29 protein-coding genes are annotated in these 24,678 nt (G+C 40.3%); 13 read left to right on the top strand and 16 right to left on the bottom strand.

What is annotated here, in order from left to right; translation table 11 throughout:
* Positions 1-65: 65 nt before the first annotated feature.
* Complete coding sequence (locus tag NSQ25_RS16850) at positions 66-1,331, bottom strand: OFA family MFS transporter (protein WP_326135242.1); 1,266 nt, start codon at positions 1,329-1,331, stop codon at positions 66-68.
* Positions 1,332-1,465: 134 nt separating this feature from the next.
* On the opposite strand from NSQ25_RS16850, the gene fdhD reads away from it, so the two are divergent.
* Positions 1,466-2,254: a formate dehydrogenase accessory sulfurtransferase FdhD gene (gene fdhD / locus NSQ25_RS16845; protein WP_034281213.1), complete on the top strand. Its 789-nt coding sequence runs from the start codon at positions 1,466-1,468 to the stop codon at positions 2,252-2,254.
* A gap of 10 nt (positions 2,255-2,264) precedes the next feature.
* The gene (gene moaA, locus NSQ25_RS16840; RefSeq protein ID WP_034281212.1) at positions 2,265-3,272 is read left to right on the top strand and encodes a GTP 3',8-cyclase MoaA; all 1,008 of its coding nucleotides are present in this window, start codon (positions 2,265-2,267) and stop codon (positions 3,270-3,272) included.
* Between the two features lie 253 nt (positions 3,273-3,525).
* On the opposite strand, the gene rpsN is transcribed toward moaA, so the two are convergent.
* The 5 genes from rpsN to NSQ25_RS16815 all read right to left on the bottom strand — a co-directional run bounded on the left by rpsN (position 3,526) and on the right by NSQ25_RS16815 (position 6,493).
* Positions 3,526-3,795, bottom strand: a complete 270-nt coding sequence (gene rpsN, locus NSQ25_RS16835) for a 30S ribosomal protein S14 (protein WP_326135882.1) — start codon at positions 3,793-3,795, stop codon at positions 3,526-3,528.
* A gap of 16 nt (positions 3,796-3,811) precedes the next feature.
* A complete protein-coding gene (locus tag NSQ25_RS16830; protein WP_034281211.1) occupies positions 3,812-5,008 on the bottom strand; it encodes a GTP-binding protein in 1,197 nt (398 codons plus the stop codon).
* 82 nt (positions 5,009-5,090) lie between these two features.
* Entirely contained in the window at positions 5,091-5,240 is a 150-nt protein-coding gene (gene rpmG, locus NSQ25_RS16825) for a 50S ribosomal protein L33 (protein ID WP_024423713.1), read from the bottom strand.
* Between the two features lie 144 nt (positions 5,241-5,384).
* Entirely contained in the window at positions 5,385-5,807 is a 423-nt protein-coding gene (locus tag NSQ25_RS16820) for a DUF5362 family protein (protein WP_070326111.1), read from the bottom strand.
* Positions 5,808-5,983: 176 nt separating this feature from the next.
* Positions 5,984-6,493: a GNAT family N-acetyltransferase gene (locus NSQ25_RS16815; RefSeq protein WP_029706351.1), complete on the bottom strand. Its 510-nt coding sequence runs from the start codon at positions 6,491-6,493 to the stop codon at positions 5,984-5,986.
* 117 nt (positions 6,494-6,610) lie between these two features.
* On the opposite strand from NSQ25_RS16815, the gene NSQ25_RS16810 reads away from it, so the two are divergent.
* Positions 6,611-7,507 carry a peptidoglycan DD-metalloendopeptidase family protein gene (locus tag NSQ25_RS16810; RefSeq protein ID WP_034281210.1) on the top strand — a complete coding sequence of 299 codons (897 nt, stop codon included), beginning with the start codon at positions 6,611-6,613 and terminating at the stop codon, positions 7,505-7,507.
* 84 nt (positions 7,508-7,591) lie between these two features.
* Here NSQ25_RS16810 and NSQ25_RS16805 read toward each other — a convergent pair whose 3' ends face one another.
* The 5 genes from NSQ25_RS16805 to NSQ25_RS16785 form a co-directional block, all read right to left on the bottom strand.
* Entirely contained in the window at positions 7,592-7,939 is a 348-nt protein-coding gene (locus NSQ25_RS16805; protein ID WP_034281209.1) for a P-II family nitrogen regulator, read from the bottom strand.
* Positions 7,940-7,957: 18 nt separating this feature from the next.
* On the bottom strand, positions 7,958-9,166 hold the full coding sequence (locus NSQ25_RS16800) for an ammonium transporter (RefSeq protein WP_326135881.1): 1,209 nt from the start codon (positions 9,164-9,166) through the stop codon (positions 7,958-7,960).
* Positions 9,167-9,357: 191 nt separating this feature from the next.
* Positions 9,358-10,098, bottom strand: a complete 741-nt coding sequence (locus NSQ25_RS16795) for an amino acid ABC transporter ATP-binding protein (RefSeq protein WP_034281207.1) — start codon at positions 10,096-10,098, stop codon at positions 9,358-9,360.
* 10 nt (positions 10,099-10,108) lie between these two features.
* On the bottom strand, positions 10,109-10,786 hold the full coding sequence (locus tag NSQ25_RS16790; protein ID WP_080652918.1) for an amino acid ABC transporter permease: 678 nt from the start codon (positions 10,784-10,786) through the stop codon (positions 10,109-10,111).
* Between the two features lie 42 nt (positions 10,787-10,828).
* Positions 10,829-11,677 (bottom strand): transporter substrate-binding domain-containing protein, encoded by an 849-nt coding sequence (locus NSQ25_RS16785; protein WP_326136000.1) that lies wholly within the window; start codon positions 11,675-11,677, stop codon positions 10,829-10,831.
* Positions 11,678-11,872: 195 nt separating this feature from the next.
* Between NSQ25_RS16785 and NSQ25_RS16780 the strand changes: the two genes are divergently transcribed.
* A complete protein-coding gene (locus NSQ25_RS16780; RefSeq protein WP_101676545.1) occupies positions 11,873-13,261 on the top strand; it encodes an MFS transporter in 1,389 nt (462 codons plus the stop codon).
* A gap of 38 nt (positions 13,262-13,299) precedes the next feature.
* Here NSQ25_RS16780 and NSQ25_RS16775 read toward each other — a convergent pair whose 3' ends face one another.
* The 3 genes from NSQ25_RS16775 to NSQ25_RS16765 form a co-directional block, all read right to left on the bottom strand.
* Positions 13,300-13,899, bottom strand: coding sequence for an undecaprenyl-diphosphatase (locus NSQ25_RS16775; RefSeq protein ID WP_326135880.1), 600 nt, complete (start codon positions 13,897-13,899; stop codon positions 13,300-13,302).
* 114 nt (positions 13,900-14,013) lie between these two features.
* Positions 14,014-15,201, bottom strand: coding sequence for an MFS transporter (locus tag NSQ25_RS16770; RefSeq protein ID WP_041115530.1), 1,188 nt, complete (start codon positions 15,199-15,201; stop codon positions 14,014-14,016).
* A 15-nt stretch (positions 15,202-15,216) separates the two neighbouring features.
* Positions 15,217-15,630 carry a MarR family transcriptional regulator gene (locus NSQ25_RS16765; RefSeq protein ID WP_024423697.1) on the bottom strand — a complete coding sequence of 138 codons (414 nt, stop codon included), beginning with the start codon at positions 15,628-15,630 and terminating at the stop codon, positions 15,217-15,219.
* 347 nt (positions 15,631-15,977) lie between these two features.
* On the opposite strand from NSQ25_RS16765, the gene spoIIID reads away from it, so the two are divergent.
* The 4 genes from spoIIID (at position 15,978) to NSQ25_RS16745 (ending at position 19,255) form a co-directional block, all read left to right on the top strand.
* Entirely contained in the window at positions 15,978-16,256 is a 279-nt protein-coding gene (gene spoIIID, locus NSQ25_RS16760) for a sporulation transcriptional regulator SpoIIID (RefSeq protein WP_008343327.1), read from the top strand.
* A 184-nt stretch (positions 16,257-16,440) separates the two neighbouring features.
* Positions 16,441-17,442, top strand: a complete 1,002-nt coding sequence (gene mbl, locus NSQ25_RS16755; protein ID WP_007497573.1) for a cell shape-determining protein Mbl — start codon at positions 16,441-16,443, stop codon at positions 17,440-17,442.
* 124 nt (positions 17,443-17,566) lie between these two features.
* Positions 17,567-18,406, top strand: coding sequence for a flagellar hook-basal body protein (locus NSQ25_RS16750; protein WP_061110178.1), 840 nt, complete (start codon positions 17,567-17,569; stop codon positions 18,404-18,406).
* Positions 18,407-18,436: 30 nt separating this feature from the next.
* On the top strand, positions 18,437-19,255 hold the full coding sequence (locus NSQ25_RS16745; RefSeq protein WP_034281197.1) for a flagellar hook-basal body protein: 819 nt from the start codon (positions 18,437-18,439) through the stop codon (positions 19,253-19,255).
* 14 nt (positions 19,256-19,269) lie between these two features.
* Here NSQ25_RS16745 and NSQ25_RS16740 read toward each other — a convergent pair whose 3' ends face one another.
* Positions 19,270-20,325: a tetratricopeptide repeat protein gene (locus tag NSQ25_RS16740; RefSeq protein WP_034281195.1), complete on the bottom strand. Its 1,056-nt coding sequence runs from the start codon at positions 20,323-20,325 to the stop codon at positions 19,270-19,272.
* Between the two features lie 219 nt (positions 20,326-20,544).
* Between NSQ25_RS16740 and fabZ the strand changes: the two genes are divergently transcribed.
* Together fabZ and mscL are read left to right on the top strand one after the other, a co-directional pair.
* Positions 20,545-20,979, top strand: coding sequence for a 3-hydroxyacyl-ACP dehydratase FabZ (gene fabZ, locus NSQ25_RS16735; protein ID WP_012011512.1), 435 nt, complete (start codon positions 20,545-20,547; stop codon positions 20,977-20,979).
* Between the two features lie 127 nt (positions 20,980-21,106).
* A complete protein-coding gene (mscL, locus tag NSQ25_RS16730; RefSeq protein WP_326135879.1) occupies positions 21,107-21,502 on the top strand; it encodes a large conductance mechanosensitive channel protein MscL in 396 nt (131 codons plus the stop codon).
* A gap of 27 nt (positions 21,503-21,529) precedes the next feature.
* On the opposite strand, the gene NSQ25_RS16725 is transcribed toward mscL, so the two are convergent.
* Positions 21,530-21,940 carry a YwpF-like family protein gene (locus tag NSQ25_RS16725; protein WP_024423692.1) on the bottom strand — a complete coding sequence of 137 codons (411 nt, stop codon included), beginning with the start codon at positions 21,938-21,940 and terminating at the stop codon, positions 21,530-21,532.
* Positions 21,941-22,057: 117 nt separating this feature from the next.
* On the opposite strand from NSQ25_RS16725, the gene NSQ25_RS16720 reads away from it, so the two are divergent.
* The 3 genes from NSQ25_RS16720 to NSQ25_RS16710 all read left to right on the top strand — a co-directional run bounded on the left by NSQ25_RS16720 (position 22,058) and on the right by NSQ25_RS16710 (position 24,623).
* The gene (locus NSQ25_RS16720) at positions 22,058-22,414 is read left to right on the top strand and encodes a hypothetical protein (RefSeq protein ID WP_034281192.1); all 357 of its coding nucleotides are present in this window, start codon (positions 22,058-22,060) and stop codon (positions 22,412-22,414) included.
* A gap of 406 nt (positions 22,415-22,820) precedes the next feature.
* Complete coding sequence (locus NSQ25_RS16715; RefSeq protein WP_211253649.1) at positions 22,821-23,681, top strand: Cof-type HAD-IIB family hydrolase; 861 nt, start codon at positions 22,821-22,823, stop codon at positions 23,679-23,681.
* Positions 23,682-23,834: 153 nt separating this feature from the next.
* Positions 23,835-24,623: an STAS domain-containing protein gene (locus tag NSQ25_RS16710; protein ID WP_034281190.1), complete on the top strand. Its 789-nt coding sequence runs from the start codon at positions 23,835-23,837 to the stop codon at positions 24,621-24,623.
* Positions 24,624-24,678: the final 55 nt, after the last annotated feature.

Here is a 24,678-nt window from a genome sequence, read left to right as displayed (position 1 = left end):
AATACTTTGTATAGCGTTTTCATATCTAAAAATTACCTTTAGATTGTGATTCTGTCAAATTCAAATTAAGATCGGGCTGAGACAGAGGAAGCAGCAGATAGGTTTTTTTCTCTTAGCTGCTGAATATCCTTTCGAATCAGAAGTGATATGATAAAAGCAATGAAAAATAAGCCAGAGAACACCATAAGGCTTTGTGTGTAATTACCTGTTATATCTCGGATGAAGGATGAAAATAGTGGTCCTGCTAATCCCGCAGCGGCCCAAGCAGTCAAAATATAACCATGTATGGCACCAAGCTGCTTTGTACCAAACAAATCCCCAATATAGGCTGGAATTGAAGCAAATCCTCCTCCATAGCACGTATAAATGATCGCCATGACGATTGAAAAGATGAACGGTTCTTTTAAATAGGGGAGTAAAGGAAAAGCAATGAGCTGGATACTGAAAAAAATCGTATACGTATTCGGTCTTCCTATATAATCTGAAAACGATGCCCAGCCAATGCGTCCTAAACCATTAAAAGCACCTAAAATGCCCACAAGAGTAGCTGCAGCACCTGCAGTGAACCCAACACTTTCTTGAGCAAGAGGTGACGCTACTGAAATAATAGCGATTCCGCATGTGATATTAATAAAAAGCATAAGCCACAAATAATAAAAACGTCTTGTTTTGATCGCTTCATTTGCTGTAAGCTGTGATAAATCTTGAGGGATTTTTCTTTTCTTTATTTTGAATACATCAAATTGTTTGACGTCATCAGGTGTTGGTGGTGATAAATAAAGAGATGAGATCACCATGATGATAAAATAGGAGATTCCAAGAATATAAAAAGTATTTGCGATATTCACTTTTTCAATGAGATATTGAATAATTGGGCTGCAAATAAGAGAAGCAAACCCAAACCCCATAATGGCTAAGCCGGTTGCAAGACCTCTTCGATCCGGAAACCATTTGACTAGAGTTGATACAGGTGCAATATAGCCTACCCCTAACCCTATTCCAGCGAGTACACCATAAAATAAATAGAGGAGAGGCAGTGATGACATGTGGACAGCGAATCCTGACCCAGTCATTCCGATGCCGAAGAAAATAGCTGAGAAGAGCCCCGATGCCCTTGGACCATACCTTTCAACGAAATGTCCCATAAAAGCAGCAGATAAACCTAAAAATAAAATAGCAATACTGAAGGTGAGACTTATTTCTGTTAATGACCACTGAAAGGCTTCATGTAAAGGATTCGTAAAAACACTCCAAGCATAAACAGACCCAATAGATAAATGAATTCCTACAGCACTTGCTGCGATGAGCCAGCGATTTTTCGATTTGTTCATTTTGTTCCCCCCATATAAAGCAGTCAAGAAGTTTGATAAGATAGAAATATGTTACATTTTTATGACTTTTTAAAATAATATCACAATTTGATTGGATCATATAACTAAATTTGCATTGAAAGGAAGATCATACAATGAATCCTTCTGTTAAAAAGAAACGAGTCATACACCAATACAATGAAGGCCAGTTTACCTGCAAAACTGATGAAATTGTAGAAGAATATCCTTTAACTGTGATGGTAAATGGAGAAGAATTTGTGACCCTTGTGTGTTCACCAGAGCACTTGAAAGAATTGGTTATCGGCTTTTTGGCTTCAGAAGGGGTCATTCGATTTGAAAAAGAGATTAAAAGGTTTACAATAGATGAAAGTATGGGTTTTGCCTATGTTGATTTAGTTCACTCAAGTGGATTTGATTCATCAGATTTTACAAAACGAGTGATTGGTTCATGCTGCGGGAAAGGAAGACACTTTTATTTCCTTCAAGATGTGAAGACGGCAAAAACAGCCATTGATCGAATCAGTATTTCTGCTGAAACCTGTATGCATCTCATGAAGTGTTTGCAAGAAGAAAGCCAATTATTTCAACATACTGGCGGAGTGCATAATGCTGGACTGTGTGACACAGAGAAGCTATTCATCACTAGAACTGATATAGGAAGACATAATGCTTTAGATAAAATTTATGGATACTGTTTACTTCAGCGAATTCCACTTAGAGATAAAATCCTTGTTTTTAGCGGCCGGATATCGTCAGAAGTTCTATTGAAGGCAGCAAAACTAGGAGTGTCTATCGTCATTTCAAAATCAGCACCTACTGAGCTGGCGCTTAAAATGGCAGAAGAATTAAATATTACGACAGTTGGATTCGTCAGAGGAAAATCCTTTAACATTTACACGCATCCTCATCGTATTACAGAATAGGAGGCAAAGTATGGTCAGTATTTTAGATAAAAGACATCGACCATTGCGCGATTTAAGAATATCAGTAACTGATCGCTGTAACTTTAGATGTACGTACTGTATGCCTGCCGAAATTTTTGGACCGGATTATCCTTTCTTGAAAAAAGAAGAACTGCTTAGTTTCGAAGAAATTGAACGACTTGCTACCCTTTTTGTAAAGAACTTAGGTGTGGTAAAAATACGCATCACGGGCGGAGAACCGTTAATGCGGAAGGATCTGCCTGTCTTAATAGAAAAGCTCGCAAACATTCCAGGGATTGAAGACATTGCGATGACAACCAACGGAACACTTTTACCTTTATATGCTGATCAGTTGAAGAGAGCTGGTCTCAATAGAGTCACCATTAGTTTAGATTCATTAAATCCCGACCGTTTTAAGCAAATGAACGGTAGGCATATTTCTATCCAAAAAGTGTTTGATGGTATTGAGGCTGCAGAAAAGGCTGGACTTGCTATCAAGATTAATATGGTTGTTCAAAAAGGTGTGAATGATCAGGATGTCTTACCAATGGCAGCTTACTTCAAAAAAGAAGGACACGTTCTCAGATTTATTGAATTTATGGATGTCGGTAATACGAATAAATGGAATCTAGAACATGTCATGACAAAGAAAGAAATAATTGAATTAATTGATTCAACATATCCTATCAAACCAGAACCTCCTCAATATACAGGTGAAGTAGCCAAACGATTTTTTTACAAAGATGGTTCAGGAGAGATAGGTATTATTTCTTCCGTTTCAGATGCTTTTTGTGGAACATGTAACAGAGCAAGGCTGTCTGCAAGGGGGGAATTGTTTACATGTCTGTTTGCTTCATCGGGTTTTGATCTGAAACAGATGATTCGTACGACAAAAGATAATGAAGAATTAACGAACAGGTTAAAGGAATTATGGTCGAATAGACATGACCAATATTCAGCCGAGAGAGAGCAGAAAAAAGATCAGAAAAAGGTTGAGATGTCATACATCGGTGGTTAATGACAACAAAGTATCATGATCATGTATTTTTGAAAAGAAGAAAAAATGTCATAATCGTTGCTGAAAATCCTTTTTTGAAAACAGGCCATTTTATCTTATGAACTCAGTCATTATAAAAACCAGCAGAATCTCTGCTGGTTTTTAAATTGCTATTTTGCACTTCAAAAAGATTGAGATAAGATTGGAAAATAGATTTTCTCTCATTGTGTGCGGCTTTACTTTTACGAGTGCTGTGATAAGATCAAATCATTCTTTACCAGCTCGACTTTTTCACTCCAGGGATATGACCCTTATAGGCAAGCTCACGAAAAGCAATCCTAGACATTTTGAATTTTCGTAAATAACCTCTGGGACGGCCCGTTAATTCACAGCGGTTTTCTAAGCGGGTAGGGGAAGAGTCTCTAGGTAATTTTCGTAAAGCTTCATAGTCACCTTTTTCTTTTAACTCTTTTCTTAATTCTGCATATTTCAATACAAGCTGCTGTCGTTTTTTTTCTTTAGCAATCTTAGATTTCTTTGCCAATTAAAACCCTCCTGGCCTAATTTTGTATTTTCCATTGAAAGGGGTCCTCAAATGTAGTCCAATCTTGATCAAATTCCTCAGGTGTAAGCAAGCATTGATCAAGAGTACGAATGATTTCTGCTTTAGGTAAATCTACACCAATAAACACAAGTTTTGTATGGCGATCACCAAACTCTGCGTCCCACTCATCTAGAAGCTCTGGTTCCTGATTTAATATCCGTGCTTTTTCTTGTTCAGGCAAAGCAGCAATCCAGTATGCAATTGGTTCAATCGCAACAGATTTCCCAGCTTGTGAAATTAAAATGGTTAAATCATGATGTGTGGCAAGCCAAGTAAAACCTTTCGCACGAACGATCTGCTCAGGCATTTGATCTAACCAAGCATTCAGTCTGCCAGTATGAAAAGGGAGTCTTCTTTCGTAAACAAAAGATGAAATTTGGTATTCCTCTGTTTCCGGTGTATGCTGAACATGTCCTGCGTTGATTTCTTTGATCCACCCAGCAGAAGCACTTGATTTTTCAAAGTCGAATAAACCAGTATTCAAAATGTCATCTGGCTGTACTATACCTTTTGAGGTTCTGATGATAGATGCTTCTGGTTGTAGTTTGTTCAGCACATGCTCAAGTCGATCTAATTCAGAGGGAGATACTAGATCACATTTATTGATAATAAGCACGTCACAAAATTCAATTTGATCAATGAGTAAATCGGAAATTTCTCGCACGTCGTCATCGGAAACCGCTTCTTTACGATCTAATAAACTCTCTCCTGACTGGAAATCAGTCCAGAAACGATTTGCATCTACTACTGTGACCATCGTATCTAGACGGCAAAAGCGGGTCAAATCTATACCCATTTCTTCATCAATATAAGAAAACGTTTGAGCGACGGGAATTGGTTCACTAATTCCGGTTGATTCAATGACAATATAATCAATATTACCCGCCTTACAAAGGCGTTCTACTTCGATTAACAAGTCTTCTCTCAAAGTGCAGCAAATACAGCCGTTAGATAATTCAACGAGTTTCTCATCTGATCGAGAAAGCTCGCCGCCTTGTTTGACTAGTTCTGCATCAATATTAATTTCGCTCATGTCATTGACGATTACAGCCACTTTTAATCCTTTGCGATTTTGAAGAACATGATTTAATATCGTTGTTTTTCCTGCTCCTAAAAAGCCGCTTAATACTGTAACAGGTACACGTTTATTCATTTGTTTTTGTCCTTTTGAAAACGATCATTTTGTTTTCCGCCTCACTTAAAAAGTAATAATTACGATTTATAATATAAAAAATTTATTTTGTTTCTCTATGAAGGGTATATTTCTTTAATCGAGGAGAATATTTTTTTAACTCCAATCGGTCAGGATTCGTTCTTTTATTTTTTGTTGTGATGTAGTTTCTGTCACCTGTTTCAGTACAGGCCAACGTAATATTCACGCGCATAAGTAATAGGATCCTCCTTTAATTCGTAATAGTTACGATTTGTATTTTAAAATGATCAAGACTGAATGTCAAGCAGAGAAGAATGATTCAAGTCAAATGATAAAAACAAAAGGGGTATCGAATGACTATTGATACCCCTCTCCATTAATAAAAGTCACCGAGTTCTTGTTCGTAATCACCTTCATACTGCTGGACATCATAAGGAATTTCTTGAAGGAAGGCTAACCCGCCTAGTATAAGTATCAAAACGATAGCAATGAATGAAAGAATAACTGCGGCAATACTTGAAATGGCAAACAGTGTTTGCATTTTCATCATCTTAGCGTACTGTTCTAATAATTCTTCGTAAGAAGCATCTGGAGCCTGAATCAAGTGTTCAGCTGCTTTTACAGATTTTTGTACATGGATCCCCATCATAATGAGGAAGACGCCAAGGGCTGCAGGAAGAACAAGCCAAAAACCAATAAGAATAGCCAGACCGCCTGAAATATAGAGAAAGATACTACCAACCTTTCCCCACTTTACGATTGAATGAAGAGATTGAATGATTTTCTCAGTTTGTTGCAATGGTGTTCACTCCTTTATGTATTCATTCTTTATCATACTTGAGTAAGTAGTGCTTTAGGAAGAGTGAATGTTGATTGATTCAATGGTTTCTCTCTTCACTTCACTTCACTTCACTTTTTTTACAGCTGTTACATGCGTCATAAAAAAAGCGTCTCTTTTTCAGGGAGACGCTCGTTTTATAATTCTTTTCCTAGGATATCTAAATCGTATCTGCTGCCGTCCATTTCTGCGATGCGTGGCAGGTGGCCCCATGTCTCAAAGCCGTGCTTTTTAAATAGTCGAATGCTGGCTTCGTTGTGCCCGAAAATAAAGGCAAGTAACGTTCGAATGCCTAATGAGGGTGCTAAATCAATGGCTTCTTGCAAGAAAAGTGATCCTAAGCCTTTTCCTCGATAGTCTTGGTTTAAATAGATACTCATTTCAACGGTCCCGTTGTATGCAGGCCTTCCGTAAAACGTTTCAAAGCTCAGCCAGCCGTAGATATTTCCATCCTCATCTGTTTTCACATAGAGAGGTCTTTTCTCGGAATGATTCAAAAACCATTGCCGGCGGTCCTCGACAGAAACTGGTTCTGTATCAGCGGTCACTTCTCTTGAAGCAATGGTTGAATTGTATATATCAACGATGGCTTTGAGGTCATCTTCTGTTGCTATGCGGTTGAAAGTTTTCACAATTAAGTCCCCCATCTTTTTTTTCATTTATCATACATATTATTGATGCGATTGCGCAAAATAAAAAGAAAAATGATTTCGTGTGTATATATTTTTTGAAAAGTGTTCAGAATGTTGCTGAGGTGATGAAAAATGAGAGAGGAAGAAAAGAAACGTACTTCCAAAATCACAAAAGTTCAGCAATTTTTCCGTAAGCGCTGGGTATTCCCTGCTATTTACTTGGTCAGCGCAGCGGTCGTGTTAACAGCCGTTCTTTGGTATCAAGCTGTATCAAAAGATGTAAAAGACCAACTATCTGATGGAAATCAAACAGGGCAAGAACAGCGCGATGATGCCGTTGAAGTTGGAAAGCCAATTGAAAATGTCGCAATGCCGGTCCAGAATTCTGATAATGTTTCTGTCGTGAAAAAGTTCTATGAAGCAGATGCTGACCAAAAAGAAAAAGAAGCAGCACTTGTAAACTATAATAACACCTATACCTTGAGCAAAGGTATTGATCTTGCAGATAAAGATGGCAAAGTGTTTGACGTCACAGCTGCTCTTAGTGGAACAGTGGTTCAAGCGAAAAAAGATCCAGTCCTCGGTCACGTTGTTGAAATTGAACATGAAGATGGATTATCGACTGTTTATCAATCGTTGTCACAAGTGAGTGTCAAAGAAGGCGATGAAGTCAAGCAGAATGATGTCATTGGTGCTTCTGGTAAAAATCTATATGGTGCTGAAAGCGGCAACCATGTACATTTTGAAATTCGTATGGAAGGTTTAGCGCTTAATCCGCTTAGCTTCATTGACAAGCCTGTTTCTACAATTGAAAAAGCAGCGCAAGAAGTGACGGAACAAGCAAAAGAACCTGCTCAGCCAAAGACTGAGGAAAAAACGAAGGAACCTGCTGCTGAAGATAAAGCCAAAGAGCCAGCTGGAGAAAAATCTGAAGAAAAGTCTGATGAGAAGGGGAAATCCTCTGATCAAGAAAAGTCTTCTGATTCCTCTAAAGACAGCAGTCAGTCAGAAGAAACAAAACAATCTTAATGTTTTACAAGGTCCTCTGTGTATATAAATATGCAGAGGTTTTTTCTGCTTAAAAAGATCCTCCGCCACTCGGCGGAGGATACACTATAGGGCGGCAGGTCCTTCTTCACCTGTCCGAATGTTGATTGTATTCGCTATTTCATATATAAAAATTTTCCCATCCCCCGGTTCGCCTGTCCGAAGTACCTTTTGAGCTGTTTCAACGACCTGTTCGACAGGTACTTTGCTTAGGACGATTTCGATCTTTAACCGTTCGTACACGTTGCTTTCTTTTTTGACGCCGCGGTATAGCTCTGTATGTCCCTTTTGTAAGCCGCAGCCGTGTACATTTGAAAAGGTAATCGAGGTGACACCAATCTTTCCAAGCTCCACCTTTAATGTTTCAAAATTAGCTGGACGTGTGACAATCTCCACTTTATACATTTTGCTCATAGAGACACCCCTTTTTCTTTAATCTTGATAAGCTTTTTCACCGTGCATGGTTAAATCAAGACCCACTGATTCTTCTTCTTCGGTTGCACGAATTTTGAAGAAGACATTGACCACTTTGATGATCACGTATGTCACAACGGCAACAAAAGCGTACGTGGCAACAATTGCGACCACTTGCTTCCAAAGTAAGCTGGGATCTCCGTAAAATAAGCCATTGGCTCCGCCGTCATTGACAGAAGTTGTGGCGAAAAGTCCTGTTGCAATTCCTCCCCAAGTACCGCCAATTCCGTGAAGGCCGAATGCGTCCAGTGCGTCATCATAGCCAAATTTGGCTTTGAGTGAAAAGACTCCCCAGAAACAGACGATCCCGCCAATGATTCCTATTATAATAGAAGCAAACGGTGTAACAAAGCCTGCGGCAGGTGTAATGGCGACAAGACCTGCGATGGCTCCAGAGATCGCGCCGAGCATGGTCGGTTTTTTGTTGATCATCCACTCTACTAACAGCCAGCCGATGATTCCTGCAGCAGCAGCTGTATTGGTGTTAATAAAGGCATACATGGCCACGCTGTCTAATGTAAGAGCGCTACCCACGTTAAAACCAAACCAGCCAAACCAGATGACAGCTCCACCAAGAAGGGTGTAGATCAAGTTATGCGGAGAAGAGCTTGCTGCTTCTTTACGCTTCCCGAGCACAATTGCCACGACAAGACCTGCAACACCGGATGAGATGTGAACCACGTTTCCGCCTGCGAAGTCAAGCGCACCCATCTCGCCAATCCAACCGCCACCCCATACCCAGTGTGCGACTGGAGCGTATACAAATGTGACCCAAAGGAGTGTAAATACAACGACTGCTGAGTAGCGAATCCGTTCAGCAAAGGCCCCTGAGATGATGGCTGTTGTTAAGACGGCAAAGGTCATTTGAAACATCATGAACAATGAATGTGGAATGGTCTCACTATAGGAACCAGGCTCAAAGCCTACGCCTTTCAGGCCCACCCAGTCTAATCCTCCAATCCATGCATTGCCTGGTGTAAAAGCTAAGGAATAACCGAATACGATCCATACGATTGAAACGATTGCTAGTGACGTTAAGCTGTGCATGGTTGTGCTTAACACGTTTTTACTTCTCACGAGTCCTCCGTAGAATAAAGCTAAACCCGGTGTCATTAACCACACGAGTAGTGCGCAGAAGAACATAAATACTGTATCACCCATTTGCATGCTGCATTCCCCCGAATCATTCAGAATTATTGTTTTCTTAATTCTTCATTATAGAGAGAATAGTCATATATAACATATACATGGAAGTTTATCTGACATGGTTTTTGGTTAAGTTCAATATAAATGGATGAAAAGTTCGTAAAAAATGAGCAAAAACGTAAGTTAAGCACTAAAAATGAAGGGCGTTTGACCTATAAAATGGAACTGAGAAACAGTTTTGTACGTTCCTCCCTAGGAGAATCAAACAATTCCGAAGGGACGCCTTCTTCGACGATGCGGCCTTCGTGCATGTAGACGACACGATCGGCAACTTCTTTCGCAAAGCCCATTTCATGTGTGACAATGACCATGGTCATGCCTTCTTTTGCGAGGCTTTTCATCGTTTGCAGCACCTCGCCTACAAGTTCTGGGTCAAGGGCAGACGTAGGTTCGTCAAATAACATGACATCAGGCTTCATGGCGAGAGATCTGGCTATGGCTACACGCTGTTTTTGGCCGCCTGATAGTTTAGAAGGATATACGTTGGCTTTATCCGCAAGTCCGACTTTTTCTAGCAAGGTGCTGGCTTCAGCGATGGCTTGCGCTTTCTTTGTTTTTTTCACCATAACAGGCGCTTCGATGATATTTTCAAGCACAGTTTTGTGCGGGAAAAGATTAAAATGCTGAAACACCATTCCTATTTTTTGTCTCATTTCGTTTAATTGATCTCGCTTTGGATGAACAGGGCTGCCCTCAATGATAATATCTCCATCATTTTTTATTTCTAAAAAGTTCATACAGCGGAGCAAGGTGCTTTTTCCAGAACCGCTTGCACCAATTAAGACGACCACATCATTTTCATAAACAGTGAGATCGATATCTTTTAAAACATGAAGCTCTCCAAAGTATTTATTGAGTTTTTCAACACGTATGATTTCCTTTGATTCTGTCATGCTTCTCCTCCTATTGGTCACTGGCTGATAGTTTCTTCTCAAAGGTTTGGACAGCGAATGTTAACAGCAGGACAAGAACTAAGTAATAGACGGCTACAACAAGTAAATACGTCATATTGTCAAAGCTGTTGGAGCCTTGCGTGGTGGCGACGTTAAATAGTTCATTGACACTGATAAAGGCGGCGAGTGATGAGTCTTTTAAGCCGATAATGAACTGGTTGCCAAGAGGGGGAAGAGCACGCCGCATCGCTTGAGGGAGAATGATACGCCTCATTGTTAAAAAACGACCCATACCAAGAGATCGTCCTGCCTCTTTTTGCCCCTGATCGATGGATTGGATGGCGCCTCTGAATATTTCGGCTATATAGGCGCCGTTATGAAAGGCGAGCGCAATGGAAGCAGCCCAGAAGTCGGGTATATTCAATTCTGTGAGGCCGAAATATAGGATGAAAATCTGAACAATAAGTGGTGTTCCGCGTACAAGAAAGATATAAGCATTGGCGATATAACCGAAAACGGCTATGCGGGATATTTTCAATAAAGCAAAGAAAAGCCCGATGAACATACCGATGAAGATGCTGATCACCGTCAGCTGTAAGGTGATCAGCATTCCTTCTAAGAAAATACCTCTTGAATCAATGAGTGTCTGAAAAAAGTGTGATAGGGTAGGCAAAACAATCATCTCCATTTGAAGAAAGTGCGCCTATAAAAAGGGCGCACAATCGTGGTTTTAATCTTGTTTGACCGTGATGTCTTCATCAAAGTACTTTTCGCTAATTTGTTTTAATGTTCCGTCTTTTTTTAGTGCGTCAATCGCATCGTTGATCTCTTTTATGAGCTGTTCATTTTCTTTTGAAACAGCAATTGCCTGCTCACTTTGTCCGAGTCTTTCCTGCGCTGTGATTTTTAATTTTTTCTTCATCGCTTCTGCGCCTGTGGCGAAATCTGTCACGACTGCATCGTGTTTTCCGTTGGCCAGTGCTTCTAAGGCGACGACATCACTATCATAATATTTTGGTTCTTGCCCGCTATGTTCCTTGGCAATATCAGCGTAGGACGACCCTTTGGATACAGCAATTTCTTTGTCTTTTAAGTCATCCGCATGTTGAATGTCTGATCCGGGTCTTGTGAAAATTTGCGGACCAGAGTAGTAATATGGCTTAGAAAAAAGGACGTGTTTTTTTCGTTCCTCATTGATGGTATGACTTGCAACTGCCGCATCAAATTTACCTGCTTTCACGCCTTCGACGATGCCTGCGAATTTATATTTTTTCTGTATAGGTTCGAGACCTAGTTTGTCACTAATCGCAGTGCCTACGTCGATATCAAAGCCGGACATCTGATTTCCATCCATGTAACTAAACGGATGAAATTCACCTGATGCTGCAAAAATAAATTTTCCATCCTCCAAAATTGGCGACCCTTTCGCTGTAGAATTACGTTTATCTCCGTTCCCATTTGTTTCATTTGAACTGCACGAAGACAGAAGTAATACTGCAACCGAGAAAAGGGCTGGGACCCAAAACCGTCTTTTTTTAATAATAAGCTTCTCCTCCTTTTCAGCCGTTCTCCATATCAGGAGAAAGTAGGCTTTTCAATATGTGTAGCATCTTACCATTTGTTCCTCATATTCTCAATTTTATATGTGTTATTCCAACAATCGTCCTTTTTAGAATGTATGTCTTTCTTTTCTAAGAGAGAACTTGAATTGATTAGGGTAAAAAAGGGAAATGAATCTCATAATAACGAAAGGATTGCAAAAGGAGGTCAGTGTATGAACAAGTGGAGAGACAACCGAAAAGTTTTTTTAACCGCTATTGCCTTTGGAACGATGTTGAATCCACTGAATTCATCAATGATTTCTTTGGCCTTGCATCAAATTCAGCATGAATTCGGTTTGTCGTTTACGACCGTATCTTGGCTTATTTCTTCTTTTTATTTAGCCAGTGCAGTGACGCAGCCGGTGAGCGGCCGGATTGGGGATCATGTCATGAGCCGGAGAACCTTATTTTTATTCGGTCTGGTTCTTGTCGCAGTCTCAGCCATTTGCGCGCCGTTTGCCCCAACGTTTGCGGTGCTGATTGTGATCCGTTTGTTACAGGCGATGGGAAGCAGTGCCATTTATCCTTCTGGGGTCGGACTCATTCGGGATCATATTCAAGAAAGACAGGCTTCGGCGTTAGCGGTATTATCCATTTTTGCTTCAGCGATGACGGCGCTTGGGCCGACGCTTGGCGGATTTTTGATGACCATTGGCGGCTGGCCGGCTATCTTTTTAGTGAATCTGCCTTTTATTTTGATCAGTTTCTTTCTCGGCCTATTTTTGTTTCCGAAGGAGCAGAAGAAGAAAAAGCTCCGCATAGGCGAAACTGTGCGAACACTCGATTTGCCAGGGATGCTTCTTTTTACCGTCTGCATTGTTCTCCTGCTTTCATTTTTATTATCACTGGGTGATGGCATTCAATATGTTCAAGGTATTCTTTGTCTCCTGAGTGCAGGCGCTTTTATCTGGTGGGAGTATCAGGTGGATGAACCGTTTATTCAAATACGGATGTTCAGGGAGGAACAGCGGCTGTCACTTGTGTATGTGCAATTTATCATTTTAAATATCTTTTTCTATTGTCTCTTTTTTGGTTTGCCGAGTTATTTTCAGGATGAGTTAGGCTGGCGTGTGGAGATGACGGGTCTTTTTATGCTGTGTATGTCAGGGGTGAGTATTATTGTGTCACCGCTGACTGGAAAGTGGGTGGATCGCGGGGATGAACGCCATCCAGTTTTAGCGAGTGCTGTATTGATGCTGGCTGGAGCGTCTGCCATGACTTTCTTTTTTATTCCTGCGCCATTATGGGGGAAAGGATTGGTTCTAGCTCTGCTTGGGCTCAGTTATGGGATTGGGAATGTTGCGCTCCAAGCTGCGATGCTCAAGGCAAGTCCTCAGCACATGATTGGCACGTCCTCTGGACTTTTTCAAACATGCCGCTACCTTGGTTCTATTCTGTCGTCTGCTGTGCTTGGTATGCTGTTTGGGGATGAAATTGCTGGTGCTCACTTTGCGCAGTTAGGCTGGACATTGATCATCATTTCTCTTATTGGCATTGGTGTCAGTCTTTATTTTTCGAGTATGGTTAGAGGGGGAAAGCCAATAAAAAAAGCGGCGCGATAAGTGGAAGAAGAATCTTCATCACGTTATCGCAAGTCCGCTTAAGAGTTGGACAGGTCTGAGCCCTGATCCTTTGTCTTCCTTCTGAAAATTTTCCCTACAATTGTCTCGTAAAATGTCACGATACGATCAATAGGAGAGTCAAAGAACTTCCATAATTTATTCATGATAAAGACAACCACAATCGATACGACCAAGCTGCCTAAAACATCAAATGGATAATGATGGCCGACCCAGATGCGGGAGAATCCTGTAAGTAATCCAAAGACGAGCAAGATGTTGCCAAGCTTTTTATTACGGGATCGAATGGCAAGTGAAAGAGCCAATGCACCTGTTGTATGGTCACTTGGGAAGGAAGCATCTGCTGAGTGCGGGATGAGTGTGTCGACATTATGCGCCACAAACGGCCGCTCTTCATAATGAAACAATGTAATGGCAAAGTTGACGATAAGTGCTGCAATGCCTGTTACACCAGAAAAGAAGACATGCTTCTTAAATTTGTGATTCCCTAAAAACCAGCAAATCAATAAGACAAGGGCGTACACAAGAATGGCCTTTTTCGTAATAAAGATCATGGCCTGATCTAAAAACTCAGAATGGTGGGCCATCCCGTGTATGACTTTAAACAATTCGTAATTCAAAACATCACCTATACTTTCGTTTAATGCTAACTATTTTTCAACAAAGCCTGTATGCTCTATTTGGAATATCCTATATTTTAGCATGTTTCCGGTGAAGTTTAAAATAGTACCCTTTTATTCTGAAAGGGAGACCTTTTGTGCTTTTGCTTCCTGAGGTTTTCGTTCGCTCCAATAAAAAACGCCCATACTCAGTAAGACCACAATACCCGCAATGAGGTACACATTTGAAAAGTCTGTGAAGCTGACAAGGAGTCCAAAGACAAATGAGCCGGCAGCAATACCTGTATCATACAGGGTGAAGAAAGTAGCCGTCGCATATCCCGTACGATGAGCTGGAGAGTGCTGAATCGCAAGTGTTTGTAAACATGGCACGAGCGAACCGTAGCCAAGTCCAATCACAGCGCCTGATAGAAGAAGCATTGTAGCTGAATGTGTCGCTGTCAGCATCCATAAACCAATGGCAAAAAGGGCAATCGAAGGATAGATCACAACGTGAGCTCCAACCCGGTCAAAAAGTCTGCCTGTAAATGGACGTGATCCAAGCATTGCAGCCGCAAATACAATAAAGAAATAACTGCTTGCACCCATCAAATGAAGTGAATTGGCATAAACTGAAATAAATGAAATAATCGGCGAATAACAGAAGGAAATAATAATGCCGACGGCCGCTGTTTTTAATGCGCCTTTTTCAAACAGGTGAGAAAACGTGAATCGGAAGACAATGCTTCCACCGTTTTCAGGCTCTGGCTGTCTAATCAGCATCGTAAAAGCGGCTCCGATGGTCACGATAATGGAAAAGAGAAGAAATAATGAATGAAATCCTATTTTTCCTACTTGATTCAGTGCGATAAACGGACCGATGACAACAGCGAGGTTCATAGACATCACAAAGTATCCGAGCCCTTCCCCGCGTTTATGTTTCGGGATCATATCAGCCGCAATGGCACTGGCAACTGTCGTCAAAATACTAAAAAAGATCCCTTGTACGAAACGCAGCATAAGAAGCGTTTGGAATTGATCAATCGGGATGTATAAATAAGTGAGTAAGGCAAAGGCCGTAGAAGAGAAAATCGCCATCCGTTTTTTGCCGAATTTCTCGATAATGGCGCCAGAAAACGGTCTTGTCACAATAGCAGATAATAAGAAGACCGTCACAAGGAGACCGCCCTGTGATTCTGTTCCATTTAGTTCATCCATTGTGTAAATGGGCAGTAATGTCAAAAGGGCATAAAAAGAGGTGAACGTAAATAAATTCACCAGGACAATCATGATAAAGTCTTTTGTCCATATGCGTTCGTTCATGATGTATGTCACTTCCTATTCAGTTGATAATTTGTGTAAAAGTGTATGGAGGAGTTGTTTTTCTTCGTAGGTAAAATCTGAAAGACATTCTTCTTCAAATTGTTCCATCGTGCGTTTGATTTCTTCAAATCGGGCTTTTGCATCATCTGTCATCACGATCAGATTCTCACGTTTGTCTTTTCCTTGTACACGTTTCACCCAGCCGTTTGCTTCTAAACGGGTGACGGTTCTGGTGATGGTCGGTGCTTCGACGTTCAAATATGTCCAGATGTCTTTTTGGGTTTTCGGGCCGAATGTATCCAAACAAAAAAGCACAGTCCACTGGGACATGTACAAGTCATAAGCAGCAAGCGCTTCGTTCGCCTTTTTAGACAGCAGCCGTGCGCCTTGATGTATTTGATGTAAACACTCTCTATTTAACGTATCCATATGCTCACCTTTTTTAAATATTTAGCTAGGTAAATAAATTCACCTTTTCTATTTTACGTGCTGAACTCTTTCTTGTAAAGTGAAAATTTTCGCGCCCCGAAATGATTTTTTGTTTTGCCTTTTCTGATAAATCCCTTGTCCCATCTTCATTTTTAGCATATTCCCTATTCAATGCTAATACACTGTTACAAACCTGACAAAGAGAGTGTTTGAGGTGAGGGATCGTGTTTGGCATTTACTACCTAATGGATGAGAAATTACGACGAACAAGCGCCGCTGAAAATGGATAATCTTCATACGGATCTCATTTCACACTTCTCACATCCATTTTAGGGAGGTCGAGTGGTGTGCACGATTACATCAAAGAGCGAACAATCAAGATAGGAAAGTATATCGTGGAGACAAAGAAAACCGTTCGTGTTATTGCGAAAGAATTTGGAGTCTCTAAAAGTACTGTACACAAGGATCTAACAGAAAGACTGCCAGAAATTAATCCAGATCTGGCTAATGAAGTAAAGGAGATACTGGATTATCATAAATCAATCCGCCACTTGCGAGGAGGAGAAGCCACCAAGTTAAAGTATAAAAAAGAAGAAATTTTAGAAGGCGAACCTGTGAAACAGTAAGCTTAGTTCTTTGTTCATAAACATGATATATATATCTTCCTCATATCGGTAGTTTCTAACCACAAATTTTGTAAAGACTTTTGTAAAGAAATATCTTTTTTTCTGCAAATTATGATAGAATATATAATTAGGGCAGAATGTGGTATTTGCTATGGAAACAGATTTTCAAGGAGGATATATATAGATGTTTGCTAGGGATATTGGAATTGATCTTGGTACTGCCAATGTACTGATTCATGTCAAAGGAAAAGGAATTGTGTTAAATGAACCATCTGTGGTAGCTCTTGACAAAAACAGCGGAAAAGTTTTGGCTGTTGGAGAAGAGGCTAGACGTATGGTTGGACGTACGCCTGGGAATATTGTTGCGATTCGTCCATTAAAAGACGGCGTAATCGCTGATTTTGAAGTAACTGAAGCGATGCTCAAGCATTTTATTAACAAATTAAATGTGAAAGGGCTGTTCTCTAAGCCGCGTATGCTCATCTGCTGCCCGACAAATATTACATCTGTTGAGCAGAAGGCGATCAAAGAAGCTGCTGAAAAAAGCGGCGGTAAGCATGTATTTCTTGAAGAAGAGCCAAAAGTAGCAGCGATTGGTGCTGGTATGGATATTTTTCAGCCAAGTGGAAACATGGTCGTAGATATTGGAGGCGGAACGACAGATATCGCTGTCATCTCAATGGGTGACATTGTAACCGCCTCTTCTATTAAAATGGCTGGAGACAAATTTGATCTGGAAATTCTAAACTACATTAAAAAAGAGTACAAGTTGTTGATCGGTGAGCGCACGGCTGAGGATATTAAGATCCAAGTTGCAACGGTATTCCCAGACGCACGTCACGAAGAAATTTCGATTCGTGGACGAGACATGGTGACAGGATTACCAAGAACGATTACCGTCACAAGCAAAGAAGTAGAAGAAGCATTGCGTGAATCTGTATCTGCGATTGTTCAGGCTGCGAAACAAGTTCTTGAAAGAACACCGCCTGAATTATCAGCTGATATTATCGATCGCGGCGTCATCATTACAGGTGGCGGAGCTCTTCTAAACGGGCTTGATCAATTGCTTGCAGAAGAGCTGAAAGTACCAGTTTTCGTTGCTGAAAATCCAATGGACTGTGTAGCAGTTGGTACTGGCGTGATGCTTGATAATATGGACAAGCTGCCAAAACGTAAACTCAGCTAATGATTTCCCTCATTCTTTTTAGAAAGAATGGGGGATTTTTATTAAAGAACCCTGCTAATCAGCCGATATATTTCATAGAAGATTGTGTTTAGGTCATGTGAAAGAATTTGAATGAGGTGAGCACGTGTTAAAAGGACTATACACCGCAACATCTGCCATGATCGCTCAAGAGCGGCGGACAGAAATGCTTTCAAATAATATCGCAAATGCGAATACCCCAGGCTATAAAGCGGATGAAGGGGCAATGCGTGCATTTCCAGAAATGCTGCTGAGCCGAATGGAATCAGGACGTTTCCAAACATCCTCAGGCAAAGGCTTTAGCGTTCCACTGCAATCGCCGATTGGTGGAATCAATACTGGGACATATATGCAGGAATTAATCCCTCAATTTACACAGGGAACTTTAAAAACAACAGATCAAACAACAGATGTAGCACTAGTTGAAAATAATGTGCCGATCAATCCGGAGACCAATCAGAAATCAGCGCTATTTTATGCGGTCAACACACCAGAAGGCGTTCGTTATACGAAAAGCAGCTCCATTACATTGAACGCACAAAATCAATTGACGATTAATGGCCGTGCTCTTCTTTCCGTGACGGGTCAGCCGATTACGGTTCAGAGTGAGAATTTCAAAGTGAATGCAGATGGTACTGTGTCTGAAAATGGGCAAAATCTTGGTCAAATCGATGTACGTGTTGCGATGGATACAAGAAACCTAGCGCGTGAAGGAAATGATTTATACCGTACAGCTGATAACCAGCCCCTGCCAAGTGCAGTCAATAACGGTCAAATGTCCTATACGTTAAGCCAAGGCGTATCGGAGCTCTCGAACGTGGATGTGACGAAATCATATACAGATATGACAACGGCCTACCGAGCATTTGAAACAAATCAAAAAGTGGTTCAGGCGTATGATAAAAGCTTAGAAAAAGCAGTGAATGAAATTGGCAGAGTGTACTAATCAAGAAATGAAAAAGAAAGGAGGATTCTCATGCTTAGAACGATGATAAACGCAGCTGTATCGATGAATGAAGTGCAAAAGCAGCTTGACATCATCAGCAACAACATCGCGAACAGTGAAACAACAGGGTACCGCGCGAAAAACACCCGTTTCTCAGAGCTGATCAGACAGCAGTTTAATCAGGTAGATGAAAAAAATGAGCAGGTGGCAAACAGTCGTCTGACACCTGCTGGGTTAAGGCTTGGCACGGGGACAATGGTCAATGCGTCCATTAACTCGCTGCAAGGCTCTATTAAAGAAACAGGACGTGATCTTGATGTTGCCTTCGGAGCGCCGTCGCAGTATTTGCAGGTCAATGCCGGCGGTAATATCCGTTATACAAGAGATGGTTCACTTTACTTGCAGCCGGGCAATAATCGTAATCAAGTGCAGCTTGTCACGAGCGAAGGCTATCCGATTCTTGATGAAAACGGAAATGCGATCGTCTTAAATGCAAATTTCCGTGATATTTCAATCGATAAAAATGGACGGCTTACGGCGATTTCAAGAGACAATCAACCCAATCAGCAAGTGAATCTGGGCGTTGTACAAGTCAATAATTCGTCAGCACTTGTCTCTGAAGGAGATAATTTGTTCTCAGTCGATGGAACCTATCAAGGTGCATTAACAGCACTAAATGGAGCAAACCGAGAGGCGATTCAGCTTCAGCAAGGTGCACTGGAAACATCAAATGTGGACATGTCGAAAGAATTAACAGACCTCATGACAACACAGCGTTCCTATCAGATGAATTCAAGAACGATTACGATGGGCGATCAAATGCTGGGATTAATTAATACAATTCGATAATCAGCAGGCTGGTATCAGCCTCTCATGATAAAAAAGGCGGCTCGCTCAAAGTCGCCCTTTTTTTTATAAAAATCTGAGACATCAGCAAGAAGATCCTCAAGATCAATCCAGGCTTCTTTTCGTTCAAGACATGTGACGAGCGTGGCGATCTGCTCATCTGCCTTTGGCGTTTGGCTGTAGAGAAGAGATAAGATTTGAAACTTCATTCTTAATATATCAAACTGGGAAGCAACAGCTTCTTTCAGACCTTTTTGAATATACTTCATCCCTTCATCGGTTAAATTTTCTTTAAAACAGGAACGCACAGTTTCGTATAGGCACGATACATAGGAGTGTGCTGACTTTCGGTATGCTGGAAGACGAAGCGCTTTTTTGAAGTATTCCAGCGCTTCCTTATGACGGTTTTGTCTTGACTGAATAAAGCCAGCATCATAATAAACGATACCGAGCAGCTCTTGATCATCAATCTTTTTCACGTAATCAATAATTTCAATGAAAATATCTTCCGCTTCCTTATATTTTTTTTGGTCGCTATAGTTGAGAGCGAGCACAATTTTACACCGATAGATGCTATGGATATCACCGTGCTTTGCAAAAATATCCATGGCTTTTTGAACATGACGAATCGATAACAACGAGTAACGGTTGTTATAATAAACACCGCTTGTACGGAAATGGAACTCTGCTTCCTCCAGCTCATCGTTAAGTAATGGCAGTCGTTCCTCAGCCTTTTCGAGATAATGAATCGCATCATTTTGATCACTTTTTAAAGATTCATATAATCCGAGAAAGAAATAAAAATAATATTGCAGTTCTTCGTTCATTTCATCTTTGTGGGGCAGCAGTTCATGTTTGAGTTTTTCTAAGTCCTCTGTCTGATTCATCCAGAGCTGGTGACGGAAAAGCATCAGCTGATAATGGAAATAGAGTTCTTGTTTTTTTGATAATTTCCGTTTATATTTTAGCAGTGTTTTTTTGATTTCTTCAGCCTTCGAAAAATGTCGATGCTTTAGCATTGTATACCAGGAATGGAGAAGTTTTTTTACGGATTTATCGCTCATAAAATTCATTTTTACCCTCTTATTCAATCAATGATGTAATATATATTACCATATTTGTGAAAAAACATTGAGTGTAGTGTGGATTATATTTGATGACAATTGGTAATGGTAGATTCTATTTTTTACCATATGCATAAGGCGAATATTGAAAAATGCCAGCATTCATAATATACTTCTATAGGAATCAAATGAAGATCAGCGATATAGAAAAGAAGGAGAGATCAAGATATGCTTGATGCTCAGCAAATTCAAGACATTATTCCACACCGTTATCCATTCTTATTGGTCGACCGTATTTTAGAGGTTGAGGGAGAAAAAAGAGCGGTTGGAATTAAAAATGTTACAGTGAATGAAGAATTTTTTAATGGCCATTTCCCTGGTTACCCAGTCATGCCGGGTGTGCTTATAGTAGAAGCACTCGCACAGGTTTTTGGTGTGATTATGTTAGGCAAGGAAGAAAACAAAGGAAAAATCGGTTTGTTTGCAGGAATTGACGGATGCCGCTTCAAAAGACAGGTCAAGCCTGGAGACCAGCTTCGTTTAGAGGTTGAAGTGACGCGCCTCCGCGGGCCGGTTGCAAAAGGAAAAGCAGTAGCGACGGTAGATGGCGAGGTTGCATGTGAAGCAGAACTGACATTTTCTATTGGTCCTAAAGTATCATGATTTTTCTGGCGGTTCATCAAGCATGAATCGCTTTTTTATTTAGAAACGTTCAGTTAGAACGGATAAGGACTTGCAATTTTGACAAAAAAACGTCATATTAGACAAAAAAAGATGAAGGTGATAAAGGATGCTGAAAGAATTTAGAGAGTTTGCAGTCAAGGGCAATGTCATTGACTTGGCAGTAGGTGTCATCATTGGGGGAGCATTTGGCAAAATTGTCACTTCTCTTGTGAATGATTTAATCATGCCGCTTGTCGGTATTATTATTGGAGGGCATGATTTTAGCGGTTTATCCATTAAAATCGGAGCCGTTCAAATTTTATATGGGAACTTTATTCAAACAGTGGTTGATTTCTTAATTATCTCGTTTTCCATTTTTATCTTTATTCGTTATTTGAATAAGTTAAAACGGAAAAAGGTTGAGGAAGAAGAGGTTGTGGAAACGCCGGATCAAACGGAAGTTTTGCTAACTGAAATTAGAGATCTATTGAAAAATCAAAGCCAGTCTAAAGATGTGCAATAGAAAAAGAGCGGCTGATCCCGCTCTTTTTTATGTGTTTTGTTTAAAAGCATCCAGTAGTTTTTCTCCTGACAGCCCCTCTTTGACGAGGTCTTTTAATACTTCTTCAGTTTCTGTTCTGTAACGATTTGTAATCATTTTACCATCGAGTAACACAGAAATGTTTTCTTCTAAGGCAACGATGTTTTTGACTTGGACAGATAGATGAACAGGGCGGTTGTTTTCTTTAGTGATCGTTACAAGAATCTTCACTTCTGTGTGCTGCTGAAAGAGTACCTCAAACACCTGTCTATGTTTCTTTGGAATGAGTGCCTCGATCATCCAGTGATTTTCACCGTCTTCTTTATTAATGATTAAACCGTCACGAAGGGGAATGCTGGACATTTTATCTTGCTGTGGATCAAGTTCAATTTTTAAATCAATCAGCCTAAAGGTTTTCATATTTATCACCTCACAAGCGTTCATTATTCGTAAGTATTATTATAGCATACAACATCTGTATAAATGAAACCGCTGCCTGCTTAGAACTAGCTGCACATGAGTGAAAGGAGATGTTTTATGGAGTCCTATCAATTGAGAAACATTCATATTGGCGACGACAAGGCAAAGAGTGATATACGTGTTTATTCGTGGGGAGATATTCTTTCATTTTGTGATGTGTATATGGAAGAAGGAGAGTCACTCACGTTTCAATATGTCACGGAGGATCAAATGGACTGTTTTGAGTTTCAGCTGTCGGTTCATGATGGCCGGCTTTGTTTTTATTGGTTTGCGTGGGATGGATCTGATTATATTCACATGCCTTCTAGTAATTGGATTCATTCAGATATTTTTTATCAATTTATGAAAAATAAGTATTTTATCAAACAAAACAAGATGATGTTTTATACGCAAGCGGTAAAAAACAGAAATTAATGAGGATATAGAGAATTTGAAGGCCTATTTTGCTATTTTCCTGTTTTGTCACATACGGCCTTTCTCCGTAGACTAGGGGTAGCTGAAAGGAAAGGAGGCAAGTCCCGAATCAAAAGGTAATGTCTATCATCTGACAGCCCCCCTCTAGCTAAAGCTGATAGATGCTGCCTTGTTCATATGAACACTGCGTAATATAGAACCAATGCTTCTTTGTATAGGTCATGTGTCCCCTTGTGAATCCCCTTTGTGTGTATCCGGTCATATTTGCGTGGCCGGATACCCTTTTATTCACTGTTTAACCGATCAGCTCTTGCAAATAGTGGATACTCATTTCATAATGATGATGGATTTTGTTAACGGTATGTCGGTTGAAAATAAAGACAAAAAGGAGAGAACGATGACAAACATTCAATTAATCGCAACGGATTTAGATGGAACTTTATTGAACAGTGAACACAAAGTGAGTCAGGAAAACGAGCAGGCATTAAAGGAAGCAGCTGCGAATGGAATTGAGGTTGTCGTGTCAACAGGGAGAGCGTATTTTGATGTGAGGTCTATTTTTGACCAGCTTGGTATGAATACATGGGTGATTAGTGCCAATGGAGCTGTGATTCATGATCCAACTGGACAAGTGTACCATTCAGCTGCTTTACAAGAAGAAAAGGCTAAACATATATTGTCATGGCTTGAAGAACGTGATTATTATTATGAAGTCTTTACAAACGAAGCCATTTTCACACCAAATCGCGGAAGAGAGCTTCTTGCGATTGAAATGGACCGTTTAAAAAGTGCAAATCCAGAAACGGATCAAAATGTCTTAAAACAAGCGGCAGAAGTTCAATACAGCCAGTCGGGTTTTTCTTATATTGATACATATAAAGAATTGTTTCGTGAGGATCGAAAACTTTCATTTTACAATATCTTAGGTTTTTCTTTCTTTCAGGACAGATTGAAAGCTGGATGGGAGATGTTTGGTGATGATTCAGATGTAACATTGGTCAGTTCGGCTGATCATAACTTTGAAATTGGTTCAAAGGACGCGTCTAAAGGGCAGGCATTAACAAGGCTGGCAGAAAGACTAGGTATTCCTTTAAGTAGGGCAGCGGCTGTAGGAGACAGTTTAAATGATGAATCAATGCTTCGAGCTGCTGGTGTTGGGGTTGCAATGGGGAATGCGAGACAGGATATAAAAGAAATCGCTGATCACGTGACGTTATCAAATGATGAACATGGTGTCGCGCATATGATCCGTCACCTTTTGAAATAGATGAATCAGATGTCGTGGTATAAATCACATAGGATGAAGCGCATTCTACAAAAGAGGAATTCAGAACCACTTCTATTTACACATGATGTGGAACATCATATAATTTAATTATGAATATAACCCGCTTGTAAGGAAAATAAGGAGAGTAAACGAATGGCGCTGGAATCTTATAAGTCCGAAAATCTGCATTTAATCAAGGAAGCCTTGGACTATACTCAGGTTGGCCTGACGGTGACGGACCCGTCTTTACCTGATAATCCTTTAATATATGTGAACAAGGGCTTTTTAGATATGACAGGCTATCAAGAAACCGAAGTATTGGGGAGGAATTGTCGTTTCCTTCAGGGAGATGAAACTGAGCAAATCGCTCTCAAACAAATTAGAACAGCCATTGAGAACAAAGAGGCTGTCACGGTTCAGCTGAAAAATTATAAAAAATCTGGACAAATGTTTTGGAACGAGTTAAGTGTCGCTCCTCTTTGGATTGACGAAAAGGAAGGAAAACGTCTTTATTTCGTTGGTCTGCAAAAGGATGTCACGAAAGAGAAGGAACAGCAGGAGCTTCTTGAGCAATCAATTGATGAAGTGCTGAATATTTCGGTCCCAATCGTTCCTGTGAAAGATGGTATCTCTGTGTTACCGATCATTGGTACGTTAACAGCGCCTAGATTTGATAAGATCATTTCAACGGTCTCCACCTATATCTCTCAATCCAAGGATGATTATTTTATTGTCGATCTGTCCGGATTATTAGCAGTGGATTCATTTGTGGCAGATGCGATCTTTAAGCTGAATGATTTGATTTTAATGACGGGTACTGAACTCATTGTGACAGGAATTAAACCGAATCTTGCAATGAAGATGGGAGAAATGAGAGAGGACTTCCGTGAATTAAATACGTATATGAATGTGAAATCTGCATTGAAAAAACTGAACATTTAGCATACGTTTATATGAAATAAAAAAGAGGACTTTTCATTAGGCTTGAGAAAAGTCC

This window comes from Bacillus sp. FSL R5-0512, assembly GCF_038593295.1.
GTDB lineage: Bacteria > Bacillota > Bacilli > Bacillales > Bacillaceae > Bacillus > Bacillus safensis.
Note: the sequence above shows the minus strand (reverse complement) of the source record. Positions and strands in the feature narration are given on the sequence as shown.